Below are 17,563 nucleotides of genomic sequence, written 5' to 3' on the forward strand. Positions count from 1 at the left end.
GAATGACCCTGCAGACCCGCTTCACCGAGCGCTTCGGGGTCGAGCACCCCGTCGTGTCCGCGCCGATGGACCTCGTCGCCACCGCGGAACTGGCCACTGCCGTGAGCCGAGCCGGGGGCCTGGGGCTCATCGGCGGCGGCTACGGCGACGAGGGATGGCTCCGCCGGCAGCTCGCGGCGGCCGCCGGCACCCGGGTCGGATGCGGGTTCATCACCTGGAGCATCGACGCCGGCCTCCTCGACGTCGCGCTGTCGCACGAGCCCGCCGCCGTCTTCCTGTCCTTCGGGGACGCCGGCCCCTACGTCGAGCAGATCCACCGCGCCGGCGTCCCGCTCATCTGCCAGGTGCACGACCTCGCCCAGGTGGACGAGGCGCTGCGGATCGGGGCCGATGCGGTCTGCGTGCAGGGCGGCGAGGCCGGCGGCCACGGCACGGGGACCCGGTCGACCTTCACCCTCGTCCCCGAGACCGCCGACCTCATCGCCGCGCGGCGGCCGGAGGTGCTGCTGCTGGCGGCCGGCGGGGTCGCCGACGGCCGGAGCCTCGCCGCGGCGTTGGCGCTGGGCGCGGACGGGGTCGTCGTCGGCACCCGCTTCTGGGCCACCCGGCAGGCAGCCGTCTCGCGAGCGGCCCACGCACGCGCCCTCACCGTCAACGGTGACGCCACCCGGCGCACCAGCGTCTACGACATCGTCCGCGGCAAGAGCTGGCCGCCCGTCTACACCGGACGCGTCCTGGCCAACGACTTCGTCGTCCGCTGGCACGGCCACGAGGCCGAGCTGCTCGAGGACCTCGACGCGGCACGTGCGGAGTTCTCGCACGCCGTCGAGGCCGATGACGTCGACCTCGCCAACATGATCGTCGGCGAGGCGGTCGGGCAGGTCCACGCGATCGAGGACGCCGGCGACGTCGTGCGGAGCATGGCCGCGCAGGCGGAGGACGTCCTCACCGGCGCTCTCCGTCAGCGACGCCCGGGCACCTGACCGGATGCGCGGGTCGACCCCTCCGGTTCGTGCGTGCAACCGGTGCTGGAAGCTGCCCTGGACACCGGCCCCTGCTCCAGTCGAGAGGACCGACCTCCGTGCCCAGCCCCGCCAGCCGCCTGCTGCCCCCGCTCTTCCGCCTGCTCGGCTTCCGGCGCGAGTTCGCCACCCCGGAGGCGATGCTGCGCGGTGTGCAGCACCGCCTCGTGCGGCCCGTCCCGTACGGGCCGCCGCGGGGACTGCGCTCGGTCGAGATCGAGGTCGACGTCCACCACGACACCGGCTGGCCGGTCTACCGGATCCTGCCTCGTCGCCGGACGGCGCCCCGTGCCGCCGTCTACGTGCACGGCGGCGCCTGGGTCAACCAGATCCACCCGCTGCACTGGCGGCTGATCGCCGGGCTCGCCGCCCGCAGCGGCACCGCGATCACCGTCCCGATCTACCCGCTCGCACCCGTGGGGACCGCGGCGACGGTCGTGCCCGCGATCGCCGACCTGATCGGCGCGCTGGTCGACCGGTACGGCGCCGGGCAGGTCGCCGTCCTGGGTGACTCCGCCGGCGGACAGATCGCGCTGTCCGCGGCGCAGGTCCTCCGCGACCGGGGCGTGCCGCCGCTGCACCGGACGGTGCTCGTCTCACCCGCGCTGGACCTGACCCTGGCCAATCCCGAGATCGACCTCGTCGAGCCGCGGGACCCGTGGCTCGCCCGCCCTGGCACCCGGGCGGCGATCGAGCTCTGGCGAGGCGACCTGCCGATCAAGGACCCGTTGGTCAGCCCGCTGTTCGGGGACCTGGCCGGGCTCGGCCCGCTGACCGTCTTCAGCGGCACCCGCGACATCACCAGCCCGGACACCCGGCTGCTGGTCAGCCGCGCCCGTGCCGCCGGAGTCCAGGTCGACCACCACGAGGAAGGGGGCCTGGTCCACGTGCACCCCCTCCTGCCCGTGCCGGAGGGGCGGCGGGCGCGGCGGGTCATGGCCGGCGTCCTCGACGGCTGACGTCCTCGGCCGGCTCGTCCCTGCTCCCGACCGATCCTCCGGCCGCGTTCACGGTGTGTCCGGATGTCCTGGAGCGGCCCGCTGGGAGACCTGGGAGACACCTGGGGAGCCCTCCGCCCACCGGGTGACAGCGCGCTCGTCGGCCGGGCGACGCCACCGGGACCCCTGGCCTCCGAGGCATGCAGCGGTCGTCGTCGCGTAGCCCGGTCCGTTGGTCGTTGGTCGCCGTCTTCGTCGTGATCGGGCTGGTCGCGGCCATCGCCGGCAACTGCTCCGACTTCTCTGCTCCGCCGGGCCGAGGATGATCCGGTGAGTGGGTCGAGGCCGGGGTGGTTGGCTCGTCGGGTGCGACGGTCGGGTCACCTGAGGACCACGGTCCTCGTCGCTCTCACCGGGTGCATCCTCGCCGCGGGAGACGACTGGTGGGGCGGCCTGCTGCTCGCGGGCTCTGCTCTCGTGATGATGGGCTGTTCCCCACGCCAGGAGGCGCTGGCCTCGCAGCGAGACATGAGCGCGGCCTTGCAGCAGCCCGTGTCCCTCAACGGCCCACTGCGGGACACCGGCCGGGAGCAGTCGGGAGGATGTCGAGGGCCTCACCGGGAGCGCCGTGCCCGGGAGTCGACTCGCGCCAGTGATCGTTCTGGTAGTGGTCCTGTTGGCGCGCCACTGTCGCCAACGGGACTGACACGCCGACGAGGGATGTCGGGATGGCGCAGCGACTCACTCGGAGCGCGCAACCGGTCCAGCGCCTCGTGCCGCGCCGGCACCACAGGCAGCGCTGGTGACCGGTCAGCCAGGGGTTGTCAACCGGCCGCCTTTCTCGACGCTGACATCCGGGTGACGATGCGGTGACGGGAGCCCCTCACCCTATGTCGTAGAGCGACGCAGGTGACCGACGCACGCGGGCGAGGGGAGCAGCCGTGGCTGACGAATACCTCGTTGTGGTCAACGTGGCAGGGAACGTGGGGCGTCGATCTGACCGCACCATCACCAGTAACCGGGCGAACGCCGGGGAGCATGACGTGGCGTTCCCCGAAGACATCGACGACTGGTGTTGGACGGCCACGTCGGAGCCTTGGATGACACGCCTCAGACGGCGGGATCCGTGACGGCTGAACTCGGGCCATGGGCGTCAACGAGACGCTGCGCATCCGCACGTTCAATGCCGCCGGTGCGGCCACCGACAAGCCGTTCCACCTGCGTGTGCGCAAGGTCCGCCGATGAGCTGCAGGATGGCCCGGTCCGAGCGGCGAGAAGGTCGCCTGACAGTCAGGCCTGGCGGCTTCCCAGTCGTTGATGCCGGCTCGGCGGTGACGATCAGCCGTTGATGCCCGGATGACGACTCGAACCCAACGCCCCCGACCCAGAGCCGGAGCGCCGAAAGCACTCGGCCCAGCACCTGAGGCCGGATCGGCGTCGACAGCAGCCGGTGCGGACGAACACCGGGCCCCGAAGAGACGCCGAATGGGAGAAACAGCACCGTGGACGCGTACGGAATCCAGCTACGTCAGCCGCAGCCGAAGGACCTCATCGGAATCAGAGTGGCCATCGCGGCGATCGGAACCGCATTCGAGGCGTCCTACGGCTGGCGCCTGGTACGTGGCGACCAGGAGCTTGCTGCGGGTTTCTTCCAGGCCGGCTCCACCGGCCTGCTCGAGTCTTTCGTCCACGAAGCCGATGTGCACACCGACCACGTCGGCCCCGCCTTGTTCCAGCTGTTCGGTGACGATCCAACGGGAGAGCGGCCGCCGGGCCTGGACACGCAGTCGGTCCCCGTGATCGTCATCTCGGGAATGCAGGGCTACGTGCTGCATCAGGTCGTCCGAGGGGACACGCTGAGCGCACTAGCTCGGCAGTACGGCACCGACGTCCGACGCCTGACCGTGGCGAACGAGCTCCGGGACCCCGACAGGATCTTGGTGGGCCAGATCCTGCGCATCCCCCAAGAGCCTGGCCAGTGAGAGCTCGGGAGGGTGTCACAAGATCGCCTTCGGCCTGTCTGGCTCGTTGATCGCTGTTCCCAGCGGGCGCACACTGCGGACGACGTCGCCAACGAGGAGGCACTGGTGGCCCAGTACGGCACCCTCGCCCGGTCGGACCAGCAGACGCTGCGGCTGGCACCGCTGTGGATGTTTAGCGCGCTGGTCGGCCGCACGCGGCTGGAGACCTGGGAGCTGGATGCGATCTGGGACGCCGTTCGTGCCACGCTGCCGACGACGACCCGGCTGGGCAGCGAGGCGCTGCAGGCGACGCTGGACGATCCCGACATCGTGGCGGCATACGAGCGGGACGGTCGCCCCGTCACCACCGGCCTGCTCGCGGCGGCCACGGTGTCGGCCAGGCTCGGCGCTGGTGCCGCGAGCTCGATGAGATCCGCTCTCCTCGCCGTCGGCGAAGGGGTCGCGCGGGCGCGGGGGCCGTTCGGTCGCTCCATCAGCCGCCAGGACGCCGACACGCTCGAGCTGCTGGCCGAGGTCCTGGACCTCAGTGACGCGGACCCGCACCGGCTGTTCGCGTTCGTCTGACCCCTCCCGACGCCGCTGGACAGCCACGAGCACGGGTCGATTCACAGGCGTGGCGGGAGGTCACGACCCCTGTCCCCGCGGCGGCCCTCGGGGTCGGCCGATCGCCCTCGGACAGGCCCCCGGACACGCGACGACCGGGCTCGCGCCCTACGCAGTGTCGGGCCGGCAGGACAGTGGGAGACAGATCGTCGGGTGACTGCGGGCACAGGCGTCCGCAGACTCAGGTCATGGCGACGACGACCGCCCGGACGACGGGTCTCCGCCGTGCCGGACGGCGGGGAGCGGCCGTCCGGGCTCTCCTGGTACGTCTGACGCTCGTCCGCCCCGCAACCAGGAGGAGCTAGGCATGACCACCTCGATCGAGCAGCCCCCGGCCGGCGTGCCGGACGCGACGGCGGCCCGCGCCGCGGACCACCTCTGGATGCACTTCGCCCGTCAGGGCCGCCACCCGGAGACGCCCGTCCCCGTGATCACCCGGGGGGAGGGTGCCTACATCTGGGACAACCAGGGACGGAAGATCCTCGACGGCCTGTCCGGGCTCTTCGTCGTCCAGGTGGGGCACGGGCGCCGGGAGCTGGCCGAGGTGGCCGCGAAGCAGGCTGCCGAGCTGGCCTACTTCCCGGTGTGGGGTTACACCACCCCGGTGCAGGCCGAGCTCGCCGAGCGGGTCGCCGACCTCGCGCCCGGGGACCTCAACCGCGTCTTCTTCACCACCGGCGGGGGAGAGGCCGTGGAGTCGGCGTGGAAGGCCGCGAAGCAGTACTTCAAGCTGATCGGCAAGCCGCAGAAGCACAAGGTGATCAGCCGGGCGGTCGCCTACCACGGCACACCGCACGGCGCCCTGGCCATCACCGGGCTGCCCGCGATGAAGAAGGACTTCGAGCCGCTGGCCCCGGGCGGCTTCCGGGTGCCCAACACCAACCTCTACCGCCACCCCGAGTTCTCCGACGACCCCAAGGGCTTCGGGCGCTGGGCCGCGGACCGGATCGAGGAGGCCATCCTCTTCGAGGGCGCCGACACCGTCGCCGCGGTGTTCCTCGAGCCGGTGCAGAACTCCGGTGGCTGCCTCACGCCGCCGCCGGGCTACTTCGAGCGGGTCCGCGAGATCTGCGACAAGCACGACGTGCTGCTGGTCTCCGACGAGGTCATCTGCGCCTTCGGCCGGCACGGCGCGACGTTCGCCTGCGAGAAGTTCGGCTACACCCCCGACCTGATCACCTGCGCCAAGGGCATGAGCTCCGGCTACGGCGCGATCGGCGCGATGATCGCCTCGGAGAAGGTCATCGAGCCGTTCCTGCGGCCGAACGTGGCGTTCCCGCACGGGTACACCTTCGGCGGCCACCCCGTGGCGGCGGCCGTCTCGCTGGCCAACCTCGACATCATGGAGAACGAGGGGCTCAACCAGCGCGTGCTCGACAACGAGGCCGCGCTCGGGGCCACCCTGCGCAAGCTGCTGGACCTGCCGATCGTCGGCGACGTCCGCGGCGACGGCTACTTCTGGGCCGTCGAGCTGGTCAAGGACAAGGCCACCCGGGAGTCCTTCGACGCCGCGGAGCGCGAGCGGCTGGTCCGCGGCTTCCTGCCCGGCGCGCTGTTCGACAACGGCCTCTACTGCCGCCCCGACGACCGCGGCGACGTGGTCGTCCAGGTCGCCCCGCCGCTCATCTGCGGCCAGGCGGAGTTCGACCAGATGGAGCAGATCCTGCGGCAGACGCTGACCGAGGCCCAGGACCTGGTCTGAAGAGGGACCTCCCTGCCCCACCGCTCGGAGGAGGACCCCGTCCTCCTCACCGCTCGCAAGCTCGCGGCGAGCCTCTGGACGGGGCCACCCTGCAGGGAGGCCGCCTGTCCCCCCACCGCCCCGACCCCGACCCCGACCGGAGGAGACACCCCATGAGCACGCTCGTCGTCGGAGTACCGACCGAGATCAAGGACAACGAGCGGCGGGTGGCGCTCACCCCCGACGGTGTCGTGGAACTGGTGCACGACGGTCACCAGGTCGTCGTGCAGGCCGGTGCCGGCGTCGGGTCGCGGTTCGCCGACGACGAGTACGCCGCCGTCGGCGCCAAGATCGTGCCGACCGCCGACGAGGTGTTCGACGCGGCCGACCTCATCGTCAAGGTCAAGGAGCCGGTGCCCGAGGAGTACCACCGCTTCCGTGAGGGCCAGCAGCTGTTCACCTTCCTGCACCTGGCCGCCGACCGCGGGCTGACCGAGTTCCTGCTCGAGCGGCGGATCGACTCCATCGCCTACGAGACCGTGCAGACCGCCGACCGCAAGCTCCCGCTGCTGACCCCCATGAGCGAGGTCGCCGGCCGGATGGCCGTGCAGGCCGCCGCGCACCACCTGGAGAGCCCGGCCGGGGGAGCGGGGATCCTGCTCGGCGGCGTCCCCGGCACCCCCGCGGCGAAGGTCCTCATCATCGGCGGCGGGGTGGCCGGCACCGAGGCGGCGAAGATCGCGCTGGGGATGCGGGCCATCGTCCGGGTCCTCGACACCAACCCGAGCCGGCTGGCCTACCTGTCCGACATCTTCGGCGGGCGGCTGGACCTGGTGACCCCCAACCGGGCCCGGACGGCGGCCTACGTGGCGGAGGCCGACGTCGTGATCGGCGCGGTGCTCGTGCCGGGCGCCAAGGCACCCAAGCTCGTCAGCCGCGAGATGATCGCGGCGATGCGCCCGGGCAGCGTGGTCGTCGACATCGCCATCGACCAGGGCGGCTGCTTCGAGACCAGCCGGGCGACCACCCACTCCGACCCGACCTACGTCGAGGAGGGGGTCACCCACTACTGCGTGGCCAACATCCCCGGCGCGGTCGCCCGGACCTCGACCCTGGCCCTGACCTCGGCCACGCTGCCGTACCTGGTGCGGGTCGCCCAGCACGGCGTGGCCGGCGCGGCCCAGGCCGACCCCGCCCTGCGCCTCGGACTGAGCACGCTCGACGGCCAGCTGGTCAACCAGCCGGTCGCCGAGGCCCACGAGCTGCCCTTCACCGACCCCGCCGAGCTCCTCGCGGCGCGGTGAGACGCCGAGCGGGTACCGGGCCCACGGTCGAGGAGAGAGGGAACGCATGAGGATCCTGCTGGTCGGAGCGACGGGGCGGCTCGGCGCCGCCGTGGGGGAGGCGCTCACCGGGCGGGGGCACGAGGTCGTCACCGTCGGCCGCACCGCCGGGGACGTCCAGGCCGACGTGGCCGACCCCGAGCAGACCGCCCGCGTCTTCGCGGAGGTCGGCGACGTCGACGCGGTGGCGAGCGCGGCCGGCGACGTCCCGTACAAGCGCATCGCCGACATGACCCCCGAGGACTACCTGCGCGCCTACCGCGGCAAGGTCGCCACCCAGATCGAGCTGGTCCGGCAGGGCATCCGCCACGTCGCCGAGCGCGGGTCGTTCACCCTGATCGCCGGCGTCCTCAACCGGGATCCGATCGTCACCGGCAGCGCGGCCGCGATGGTGAACGGCGCGGTGGAGTCCTTCGTGCGCGCCGCGGCCATCGAGATCGCCCCGCAGCGCATCAACGCGGTCAGCCCCACCGTCTTCACCGAGAGCATGGCCGAGTACGGCGACCTCTTCCCGGGGGTCACGCCCGTGGACGTCGACCAGGCGGCCGCGGCCTACGTCCGGTCCATCGAGGGGGCCGAGACCGGCCAGGTCTTCCTCGTGCAGTGACCTCCCGCCTCCTCCAGGGCGTCCCCGAGCCGACGAGGGGACGCCCTGGAGGAGGCTCACACTCACTGGAGGTCCGGGGCGAACCTCGCCAGGTTGGCCATCCGGCGCTGGATCGCGAGGATCTCCCGGATCGCCTCGTCGAGCACGCTAGCCTCGATCGACGACAGGTCGCGGGGCCGCATCGTGTCCGACGGCGTCGCGCCCGCCTCCAGCTGCTCGAGCTGGTGGCGCAGCCGCATGCGCTGGACGATCTCGAAGACGTCGCTCAGGGTCTCGGCGTCCTCGGTGGTCAGCACCGGCGACCCCGCCGCGGCCCGGAGCCGCTCCTGCGTCCCGAGGGCGGTCGCCCCCACGCTCAGTGCCGCCCAGCGCGCGACGTTCGTGATCGGCAGCAGGGCCTGCGTCTTCAGGTCGACCTGTTTGCGACGCCACCGTCCGCGGGGCCTCCGGGACCGGTCGACCGAGATGGCGAGGAGTGCCTTCGTCGTCGACGGGTGCAGGCGGAGGTCGCCGAACACGCGGGCGACCTCGGGCAGCGTGAGGTCGCCGTGGATCGGCCGCCCGTCGACCAGCAGGCAGGTCTTGATCACCGCGTCGTCCTCGGTGGGCCGCGTCAGCCAGCCCCGGGCCGCGGCCTCCCACTGCCGGTGCGTCAGGGCGAACTCCGGGTTCACCGGGCTCACCCCGTGGCGGTCGTGGTTCAGCCCGGCCCGCTCGAGGACGTGGGTGATCTCCAGGAACGCGGGGCGGTAGCGCGCGATCTCCTGGGCGCCCATCCCGTCGGCGAACGAGACCGCCGCGTCGATGTCCGAGCCGAGCACCGCCTCGCGTCGTCCGTTGCTGCCGAGGGACAGCCAGGTGAACGCGTCCACGTCGAGGTCGCGGTGTGCCGCCATGACCAGCTGGATCGCCCGACGCACCAGTGTGTCCACGAGCGCCGAGTGCACGGTGATGACCCGGCTCGAGGCCAGGCCGCGGGCCATGAGCTCGCTGACCAGCTGCGGGACCCCGCGGTAGCGGTGCTCCAGCTCCGTCACCGTGGTCGCGCGCCGCAGCTGCTCGTGCAGGGCCGCGCCGGCGGTCGTCGAGGACACCACGAAGTCGATCGGGGCGACCGCGCCGCACAGCTCGCCCGTGCGGTCGGTGACGAGGACGACGTCAGCCGCGCGCTCCAGGACCTTGATGAGCGCCTCGGTCGCCGACGCCCCGAGCTGGACCCTCGGCGGGTCGGGGTCCATGACCTCGGCGACCGGGGTGGTCGTGGGCAGGGCGGACGCGACGACGTCGCGGATGGCCGCGTCGGTGAGCAGCCCGAAGCGTCCGGGGGCGATCCGGACGGCGGCGTAGCCGAGGTCGGCCTGGGCCATCCGCAGGGCGGCGTCGGCGATCGACGCCGCGGGGTCGACGACCAGCGGTGCGCGCGCCACGAGGTCGTCGACGAGCGTGTACGCGGGGACCCCGACGGCGCGCTGGTTGGTCGTCCAGACCTCCTGCGCGAGGAAGCGGGCACCGCGGCGGGACGCGAAGGCCGGTGCGACGAGGTCGGCCGGCAGCCGCACGACGACCACCCTGCCCACGGCGACGGCCCGTGGCCGCAGCGCCGCTCCGGTGAGCGCGGCGACGTAGCCGAACAGTCCGCCGCTGCCCTCCGTCTTGTCCGGCAGCTCGGTCAGCCGGTCGGTGTTGATCCAGATGTCGACCCGGCCCTCCCACACGACGAAGAGCTCGGCGATGCGGGCGTCAAAGGCGTCGAGGACGACGTCGCCGGCCTCGTACTGCTCGACGACGGCGTGCGCGACGACCCGGGCCAGCTCGGGGGGCTCCAGGGCGTCGAACGGGGCGCAGGAACCCAGGAAGTCGGTCAACGTCGCGGCGTCGAGGTGCACGGGACGGGCGGCGGCGGGCACGACCGTCGATGGTAGGTCGTCACCCGCGTGCCCCGTCCGCGTGCGCCGGACGCGCGGGACCCTGCAGGAGGGCCGGGCCGGCCCTCCTGCAGGGTCCCGCTGCCGGCCCCGTCCGGAGGCTCACCCCGAGCTTGCGAGGGGTGAGGAGGACGGGGTCCTTTCTCAGCCCATCGCGCGGGCGCGGTCCCGCTCCGCCTGGGCGGCGAGGATCTCACCGAGCTCCTCGGTCGGACCGCCCGCGCGCACCGACCAGAAGAAGGAGCCGACGGCGATCAGGACCATGAGGACCAGGTCGACCGGGTTGGCGATGACCGGGTCGTCCATGGGGCCGAACTGCCCGAGGTACGCGACGGCCAACAGTGCGAGGATCGTGGCCACCATCCAGGTCCCGCCACGGATGTGTCGCCGGCCGACCTCGGAGCTCACCGCGTAGAGCCCCGCCATGAACGCGACGACGATGAGCACGATCGCCGTGAAGTACACCGGGAAGTCCCAGCCGCCCTCGCGCTGCTCCTGGTCCAGGGTGGCCAGCCAACCGCCGCCGACCGCGGTGGCGATCCAGGCGACCGTGAACGCCGCGGACAGCACCCAGCTCGGGCCGGGTCGGCTCCAGCCGTGCAGCACGCTGGTGTAGGCCCCGTAGAGCGGGAGCGCGAAGAAGACGATGGTGAACAGGTTGATCAGCGGCACCCAGCCCGCGAAGTAGATGAGCAGGAGGCTCGCGACGTACCCGGCCAGGGCCCAGAAGACGGCCCCCCTGAGCCTGACCGGCCGGGGGAAGTCCGGCGCGGTGCGCCGCAGCACCGCCAGGACCGGGCCGCCCATGACGTAGCTGAGGGTCAGCGCGATCGAGACCATCCCGACGAAGAGGTACCAGCTCGGCGCCGGGAAGAAGAACAGCAGGCCGGCCAGGGTGCACCCGAGGAGGGCCAGGATCGGGGTCCCGTGCCGGTTGATCCGCTGGAAGACCGTCGGCAGCTCGCGGTTGACCGACATCGAGTAGACCGTCCGGGTCCCGATGCCGAGCCACACCCACCCCGTGGCCGCCGGCGAGAGCGCGGCGTCGGAGAGCAGGACGATCGAGAACCAGGCGAACCCGGCCGCGACGACGGCGTTCAGCAGCGGAGCGGACTGCCAGTCGCTGCCGATGAGGCCGGTCCAGTCCCCGGGCTCCACGCCGGCGGCCGCCCAGTCGATCGCCCCGAGGAAGCCGATCTGGAGCAGGAGGTAGATGACCAGCGGGATGATCAGGCCGCCCACGACGATCGCGATCGGGATGTTGCGCTGAGGGTTCACGACCTCGCCACCGAAGTCGAGGATCTGCCGGAGGCCCGAGTAGGCGAAGACGATGCCGCCGCTCGCGAGGGCTCCGAAGACCGCACCGCCGCCCAGCGGCGCGAACCCGCCCCCGATGGTGAAGTTGGCCGAGGAGAACGCGGTGAACATCAGCCCCGCCGTGAGCAGGGGGATGACGATCTTCCAGATGGTGACGTACTTGTTCGACTCGCTGAGCAGCTTCGCGCCGAACGAGTTGAGCAGGAAGAAGACGAAGAGCAGGACGAAGCCGACCAGGATGCCGCGCGGCCACGAGAGCACCGTGATGCCGGCCCGCTCCTCGAGGAAGCCGAGCTCCGGCCAGTTGCCGCCAATGTAGGTGAGGACGGCCTGGACCTCGATCACGGGCAGCGCCAGCGCCGCGATGAGGTAGCCCCAGCCGTTGAACCAGCTGAGGAACGCGCCGTGGGTCAGCCGGGGGTAGCGGACGCCGGCGCCCGAGCGCGGGAGCATGGCGCCGAGCTCCATCCAGGTGACCCCGATGATGCCGAAGAACACCGCGCCGAGGACCCAGGTGAGGATGGAGGCGGGCCCGGCGATGCTCGCGGCGGCGAGCGTGGCGAGGAGCCAGCCGGAGCCCACCTGGACACTGACGGCGAGGGCGATCAGGCCGAAGAGGCTGATCTGTTGCTTGAGATGGGCGTCGCTCGCCTCGTACGCGCCCTCCACCGGGAGGGCATCTGGCGTTGCGGACATGCGAAGTCTCTCCTTGGTCGGATGCGGTGGTGTCGCTGTGCGGTCCCCGTGGATCTCGGTGCCTGGTCGGCTGCTCCGCGGGGTGGACGCGACCGGTCCCGCCTCCTCCGGGAGGGGCGGTCGGGCCGACGACGTCGGTCCGCGGGCAGCACTGGGGCTCGACCGGCGGAGCGCGGCCGAGGGGCTGGGTGGGTCGTCCGCCGGGGTGGCGGCGGCTCGGGTGCGGCTGGCCGTCCCCGTCGACGCGCCCGGCGTCGACGGGGACGGGTCCGCGTCAGTGGCCGGTGGGGGCGCCTGCCCGGCGGGCCCTCCTGCGGGACGACCGCAGGAAGCGCTCGGGCCCGTAGGGGGTGAGCGGGCTCGGGCGGCCCGCGTCGACGTCCCGGGCGAGGTCGCGCACGGTCTTGGCCGTGCTGGGTGCCAGCGTGAGGCCGAGCATGCCGTGCCCGGAGGCGACCAGGACGTTGCCCTCCGGGCGCAGCCGCCCGACGATCGGCAGCCCGTCGGCGGTCATCGGCCGCAGGCCCGCCCACGGCTCGGCGTGCGGGGTGTCCTCGTCCCAGTCGCGGAACCCCTGGGCGGCGGCCCGCTTCACGGCCGCGACCCGGCGGGCGTTGACGCCGAGGTCCATCCCGGCGAACTCCATCGTGCCGGCCAGCCGCAGCCGCCCGTTCAGGGGCGTGACCGCGACGTGCGCGTCCTCGAAGGTCAGCGGCGTGGTCAGCGGCACGGGGGAGGGGGTGTAGTCGACGCTGTACCCTTTGCCCGGGCCGATGGGCAGGGCCGGACCCAGCTTCGCGGCGAGCAGGCCGGTCCACACCCCGGTGGCCAGCACGACCTGGTCGCACTCGACCCGGCCGGTGTCGGTGACCACGGCCGTGGCGCGGTCACCGGCCTGCTCGAAGTCGAGCACGCGGGTGTGCTCGCGCAGCTCCGCCCCCAGTTCACGCAACCGCTTCGCCAGCGCACCGGTCAGCGAGTCCGGCTCGACCTGCCGGTCGTCGGGGAAGAACAGGGCGTGCCGCGCCCGGTCGGACAGGCACGGCTCGCGGTCGTGCAGCGCGTCCGCGTCGAGCAGTTCGGGCACCAGCCCGAACGGCGCGAACGCGTCGTTGAGGCGGACCCGCTCCTCGAAGCTCTCCCGGTTCTCGTAGACCAGCAGCACGCCCTTGCGGTGCATCTCGAACGACAGCCCGTCGTCGGCCCACTCGTCGAGGACCTCGCCACACGTCGAGGCCATCTCCAGGTGCACCTGCAGCGAGCGGCGGAAGTCGCCCTCGTTGCAGTGGCGCGCCATGGTGAGCAGGAAGCGCACGAACGGCGGGGACAGCGACGGCCGCACGAACAGCGGGCTGTCCGCCTTGAGCATCCACTTCAGGCCCTGCAGCACCATCCCGGGCGCCGGTACCGGCGTCGCCTCGGCCATCGTGATCTTGGCCGCGTTGCCGTGCGACGCCCCCGCGCCCAGCGCACCGGCGTCCAGGACGGTCACCTCGTGCCCGTCGCGGACCAGCTCGTACGCGCTGCCGAGTCCGACGATGCCGCCGCCGACCACCACGATCTTCACTGCGCTACCTCCCTCCTGCGTGGGACCGCGCGCGGCGTCAGTCGACGACCTCGACGCCCGCGGCGCGCAGCAGCCGGGCGAACTCGGCCCGGGCCTCCCCGTCGAGCAGCGCGAAGGGCTTGCGCACCGGGCCGGTCGCGTACCCGCGCAGCTGCATGCCGGTCTTGACCGCGGCGGCGTAGTTGTACTGCTCGAGCAGGCGGCAGATCGGGTAGACCTTCGCCCACAGCTCGCGGCCGCGGACCAGGTCGCCGTCCACGGCCAGGGCGTCCCACAGCTGCCGGGACAGCTCGGGGATGACGTTGGTCGCGCCCCACACCGAGCCCTTGGCGCCGGCGGCGAGGCCGTAGAAGGTCAGGGTGTCCCAGCCGTTGAACGCCGTGATCCGATCCGCGTGCAGCTGCAGCAGCTCGGTCAGCCCGACCGCGTCGCCGGAGGTGTCCTTGAGGTAGCGCACGCCCTCGACCTCGGCCAGCGAGGCGATCTCGGCAGGGGTCAGGCTGAGCCCGGAGGCCGACGGGATGTTGTAGAACATGATCGGCAGCTGCGAGGCGGCGTGGATCTCGCGCAGCAGCTCCTTGAAGGTGGACAGCTCCACCGCGTCGTAGAACGGCGGCACCACCATCAGCGCCGAGGCGCCGGCCTGGGCCGCGTGCGCGGCCAGGTCGACCGCGTCGCGGGTGGACAGCGCGCCGGTGCCGGCCACCACGGGCACCCGCCCGCCGGCGGACTTGACGACCAGCTCGGTCAGCTGCTTGCGCTCGTCCAGGCTCAGGGTGGTGAACTCCCCGGTGCTCCCGCCCGGGACCAGGCCGTGGGCCCCCTCCCGGATCAGCCGGTCGACGTGGGCGTCCAGGGCGGCGGCGTCGATCTCGCTGCCGTCGGCGGTGAAGGGGGTGACGAGCGCGACGAGGATGCCGGTCAGGTCAGTGGTGGTCACGACGTGCCTCTCGGTTGCAGGTGGGGTGTGCCCGGGACCCGGGCGGTGCGGACGGGCCGGCCGATGTGGTGCAGATTGTTTGACAATCTTCGGATGACTTGAAAGAGTGAGGGCTGTCACGCGGTTCGTCAAGCCCCGTCCTGACCGGGGCGCGGACCGCAGCCCCCGGACAGGAAGGCCCGACATGGCGACCCCGTCCTCCACCGGCACCCCGTCGTCCACCGGAACCACGACGATCTCGTCGATCGACGTGCACGCGGAGGGTGAGCCCGGCCGGATCCTGCTCGGCGCCCACCTGCTCGTGCGCGGCGCCACCTGGCCCGAACGGATGCGCTGGTGCGCGACGGAGCTGGACTGGCTGCGCCGGTTGCTGCTGCGCGAGCCGCGCGGCCACCCCGCGATGTGCGCGGTCCTCGTGCTGCCGCCGCTGGACCCGGCCGCCGACGTGGGGATCGTCGTCCTCGAGCAGGGCGGGTTCCGGCCGATGTCGGGCAGCAACACGATGTGCGCGGTCACGGCCCTCCTGGAGACCGGCAGCCTGCCCGCGACCGAGCCGGAGACGGTGGTCCGCATCGACACCGCCGTCGGCCCGGTGGAGGCGACGGCCCGGGTCGAGGGCGGGCGGGTGCGCTGGGTCCGGGTGCGCAACGTGCCGTCGTTCGCCTGGGCGCTGGACCAGGGGATCGACGTCCCGGAGTACGGCACCGTCGCCGCCGACATCGCCTTCGGCGGCCAGTTCTACGTGCAGGCCCGCGCCGCGGACATGGGCGTCGCGCTCGGCCCCGAGCACGCCCCCGCCATCGCCCGCGCCGGCACGGCGCTGCTCGCGGCGGCCCGCGAGCAGGTGCCGGTCGCGCACCCCGAGAAGCCGGACGTCGCCGAGATCGCCCTGGTCATGCTGCACGGCCCGGGCGACTCGGCCGGCGTCTCCGGGCGCAACAGCGTCGTCCTGCCGGCCGGCCGGATCACCCTCGACGACCCGGCGTCGTGGCGGGGCACCCTGGACCGCTCACCCTGCGGCACCGGCACCTGCGCCCGCATGGCCGCGCTCCACGCCCGCGGCGAGCTCGACCTCGGCGTCCCCTTCGTGCACCAGGGCGTCCTGGGGACGACGTTCCGCGGCCTGCTGCACGAGCGCACGACCGTGGGCGGGCACGACGCCGTGGTGCCCTCGATCCAGGGCCGGGCGTGGATCACCGGCTACGCGCAGCACGTCCTGCAGCCCGACGACCCGTTCCCCACGGGGCTGACCGTGGGCGACATCTGGAGCACCGTCCGCGACTGACCACGCGGACGCCGCCGTCCCGAGCGACACCCCACCCCGACCCACACCCGAGGAGCAGCATGTCCGCCGCCACGTCCCCCGCCATCGACGACACGGGCCAGCAGTTCATCGGCGGCCGCCGCCGCCGCGGCAGCTCGTCCGACCCCCTCACGGTCACCAACCCCTCGAACGGCGAGGTCGTCGCCACCGACACCCTCGCCTCGGTCGACGACGTCGACGCCGCCGTCGCCGCCGCGAAGGCCGCGTTCCCCGGCTGGGCGGGCGCGACGCCCGCCGAGCGCTCCACGGCGATGCACCGGCTGGCCGCCGAGCTCGACGCCGTCGCCGGCGAGCTCGCCACAGCCGAGAGCCGCCAGGCCGGCAAGCCGATCCGGCTCACCCGGGGCTTCGACGTCCCCGGCACCGTGGACAACGTCTCCTTCTTCGCCGGCGCCGCCCGCCACCTCGAGGGCAAGGCCAGCGCCGAGTACTCCGGCGAGCACACCTCGACGATCCGCCGCGAGCCGATCGGGGTGGTCGGCTCGATCGCCCCGTGGAACTACCCCCTGCAGATGGCGGCCTGGAAGATCCTGCCCGCCATCGCCGCCGGCAACACGATCGTGCTCAAGCCCGCCGAGCTCACCCCCACCACCTCGGTCGCCTTTGCCGTGGCCGCGCAGCGCGCCGGCATCCCCGACGGCGTGGTCAACGTCCTCACCGGGCGCGGCTCGGTCGTCGGCGAGGCGCTGGTGACCCACCGCGACGTCAGCATGGTCTCCTTCACCGGCTCCACGCGGGCGGGCAGCCGGGTCGGCTCGCTGGCCGCCGGCCTGGTCAAGCGGGTGCACCTGGAGCTGGGTGGCAAGGCCCCGTTCGTCGTGTTCGACGACGCCGACCTCGAGGCCGCCGCCCGGGGGGCGGTCGCGGGATCCCTGATCAACGCCGGGCAGGACTGCACCGCGGCGACCCGCGCCTACGTGCAGCGCCCGCTCTACGACGCCTTCGTCAGCCGCGTCGCCGAGCTCATGTCCCAGGTCGTGGTCGGGCCCGTCGACGACCCGGCCACCGACCTCGGGTCACTGATCTCCCTCAACCACCGCGACAACGTCGCCGGCATGGTCGACCGCGCCCGCCAGGCCGGCGCCAAGGTCGTCACCGGCGGGCGTCCCGGCACCGGCGCCCTGCAGGCCGGCGCCTACTACGAGCCGACCCTCGTGGTCGACGCGGCGCAGGACTCCGAGATCGTCCAGGACGAGGTGTTCGGCCCGGTCCTGGTCGCGCTGCCCTTCGACGGCGACGACGAGGGTCTGGCCCTCGCCAACGACACCCCCTACGGCCTGGCCGCCTCGGCCTGGACCAGCGACGTGTTCCGCGCCCAGCGCGCCTCCGCCGGGATCGCCGCCGGCTGCGTGTGGATCAACGACCACATCCCGATCATCAGCGAGATGCCGCACGGCGGGTACAAGGCCTCCGGCTTCGGCAAGGACATGTCCACCTACTCGTTCGACGAGTACACCCAGGTCAAGCACGTCATGTCGGCGTTGTCCCGGCAGCCGCGCAAGGACTGGCACGACGTGATCTTCACCAGCCCGGCCGCGGAGGGCGAGCACCACGCCTCCCGCGTCATGACCGCCTGAGCCGACCCCGTCGCGGGCGCACCCGGTCGTCCGGCGCGCCC

Annotated in this window: 14 protein-coding genes; 10 read left to right on the plus strand and 4 right to left on the minus strand. The window is 72.9% G+C overall.

Annotated elements, in window-relative coordinates:
- Positions 1 to 2 precede the first annotated feature (2 nt).
- The 8 genes from ACI78Z_RS19715 (at position 3) to ACI78Z_RS19750 (ending at position 8,176) form a co-directional block, all read left to right on the plus strand.
- Positions 3 to 983: an NAD(P)H-dependent flavin oxidoreductase gene (locus ACI78Z_RS19715; RefSeq protein ID WP_457038244.1), complete on the plus strand. Its 981-nt coding sequence runs from the start codon at positions 3 to 5 to the stop codon at positions 981 to 983.
- Positions 984 to 1,081: 98 nt separating this feature from the next.
- Positions 1,082 to 1,981: an alpha/beta hydrolase fold domain-containing protein gene (locus ACI78Z_RS19720; RefSeq protein WP_457038245.1), complete on the plus strand. Its 900-nt coding sequence runs from the start codon at positions 1,082 to 1,084 to the stop codon at positions 1,979 to 1,981.
- Between the two features lie 179 nt (positions 1,982 to 2,160).
- Positions 2,161 to 2,286, plus strand: a complete 126-nt coding sequence (locus ACI78Z_RS19725; RefSeq protein ID WP_457038246.1) for a hypothetical protein — start codon at positions 2,161 to 2,163, stop codon at positions 2,284 to 2,286.
- Between the two features lie 1,176 nt (positions 2,287 to 3,462).
- Complete coding sequence (locus ACI78Z_RS19730) at positions 3,463 to 3,942, plus strand: LysM peptidoglycan-binding domain-containing protein (protein ID WP_457038247.1); 480 nt, start codon at positions 3,463 to 3,465, stop codon at positions 3,940 to 3,942.
- Positions 3,943 to 4,047: 105 nt separating this feature from the next.
- Complete coding sequence (locus tag ACI78Z_RS19735; protein WP_457038248.1) at positions 4,048 to 4,506, plus strand: hypothetical protein; 459 nt, start codon at positions 4,048 to 4,050, stop codon at positions 4,504 to 4,506.
- 346 nt (positions 4,507 to 4,852) lie between these two features.
- Positions 4,853 to 6,247 (plus strand): aspartate aminotransferase family protein, encoded by a 1,395-nt coding sequence (locus ACI78Z_RS19740; protein WP_457038249.1) that lies wholly within the window; start codon positions 4,853 to 4,855, stop codon positions 6,245 to 6,247.
- A gap of 152 nt (positions 6,248 to 6,399) precedes the next feature.
- Complete coding sequence (ald, locus tag ACI78Z_RS19745; protein ID WP_457038250.1) at positions 6,400 to 7,530, plus strand: alanine dehydrogenase; 1,131 nt, start codon at positions 6,400 to 6,402, stop codon at positions 7,528 to 7,530.
- 46 nt (positions 7,531 to 7,576) lie between these two features.
- Positions 7,577 to 8,176 carry a short chain dehydrogenase gene (locus tag ACI78Z_RS19750; protein ID WP_457038251.1) on the plus strand — a complete coding sequence of 200 codons (600 nt, stop codon included), beginning with the start codon at positions 7,577 to 7,579 and terminating at the stop codon, positions 8,174 to 8,176.
- A 62-nt stretch (positions 8,177 to 8,238) separates the two neighbouring features.
- Here ACI78Z_RS19750 and ACI78Z_RS19755 read toward each other — a convergent pair whose 3' ends face one another.
- From ACI78Z_RS19755 to ACI78Z_RS19770, 4 genes are all read right to left on the minus strand, one after another.
- Entirely contained in the window at positions 8,239 to 10,083 is a 1,845-nt protein-coding gene (locus tag ACI78Z_RS19755; RefSeq protein WP_457038252.1) for a putative nucleotidyltransferase substrate binding domain-containing protein, read from the minus strand.
- A 162-nt stretch (positions 10,084 to 10,245) separates the two neighbouring features.
- Positions 10,246 to 12,114: an APC family permease gene (locus ACI78Z_RS19760; protein ID WP_457038253.1), complete on the minus strand. Its 1,869-nt coding sequence runs from the start codon at positions 12,112 to 12,114 to the stop codon at positions 10,246 to 10,248.
- Between the two features lie 274 nt (positions 12,115 to 12,388).
- On the minus strand, positions 12,389 to 13,681 hold the full coding sequence (locus ACI78Z_RS19765; protein ID WP_457038254.1) for an NAD(P)/FAD-dependent oxidoreductase: 1,293 nt from the start codon (positions 13,679 to 13,681) through the stop codon (positions 12,389 to 12,391).
- A gap of 37 nt (positions 13,682 to 13,718) precedes the next feature.
- Entirely contained in the window at positions 13,719 to 14,621 is a 903-nt protein-coding gene (locus ACI78Z_RS19770) for a dihydrodipicolinate synthase family protein (protein WP_457038255.1), read from the minus strand.
- 184 nt (positions 14,622 to 14,805) lie between these two features.
- Between ACI78Z_RS19770 and ACI78Z_RS19775 the strand changes: the two genes are divergently transcribed.
- Positions 14,806 to 15,906 carry a proline racemase family protein gene (locus ACI78Z_RS19775; protein WP_457038256.1) on the plus strand — a complete coding sequence of 367 codons (1,101 nt, stop codon included), beginning with the start codon at positions 14,806 to 14,808 and terminating at the stop codon, positions 15,904 to 15,906.
- Between the two features lie 59 nt (positions 15,907 to 15,965).
- Positions 15,966 to 17,522: a gamma-aminobutyraldehyde dehydrogenase gene (locus ACI78Z_RS19780; RefSeq protein ID WP_457038257.1), complete on the plus strand. Its 1,557-nt coding sequence runs from the start codon at positions 15,966 to 15,968 to the stop codon at positions 17,520 to 17,522.
- Positions 17,523 to 17,563: the final 41 nt, after the last annotated feature.

The sequence above is a fragment of the Geodermatophilus sp. SYSU D01176 genome, assembly GCF_054050015.1.